Consider the following 264-nt stretch of genomic DNA (forward strand, 5'->3'; position numbering starts at 1 on the left):
GCTTATGACTGATCCGTCTGGGCATCTTCCTTGCCCGGGAAGACCAGACTGGCGAGCACGCCACCGAGGATCAGCACCAGGACGACGCCCATGCTGATCTGATGGTCGATGTGGTACAGGCCGAGCGCCGAGCCACCGAGTTTGGCGGCGATGAACACCAGCACCAGCGCCACAGCCTTTTCGAGATGCACCAGGAACTTCGCGGCTGCCGCCAGCATGAAGTACAGGTTGCGCAGGCCGAGGATGGCGAAGATGACAGAGGCG

At 62.1% G+C, this 264-nt stretch carries 1 pseudogene; it reads right to left on the reverse strand.

Annotated elements, in window-relative coordinates:
• Positions 1–2: 2 nt before the first annotated feature.
• Positions 3–264 (reverse strand): annotated as a pseudogene (locus tag R0J88_RS20930) (tellurium resistance protein TerC); the annotation flags it as partial.

Origin of the sequence: Pseudoalteromonas sp. SIMBA_162, from assembly GCF_046535955.1 — a bacterium.
Classification (GTDB): domain Bacteria; phylum Pseudomonadota; class Gammaproteobacteria; order Enterobacterales; family Alteromonadaceae; genus Pseudoalteromonas; species Pseudoalteromonas marina.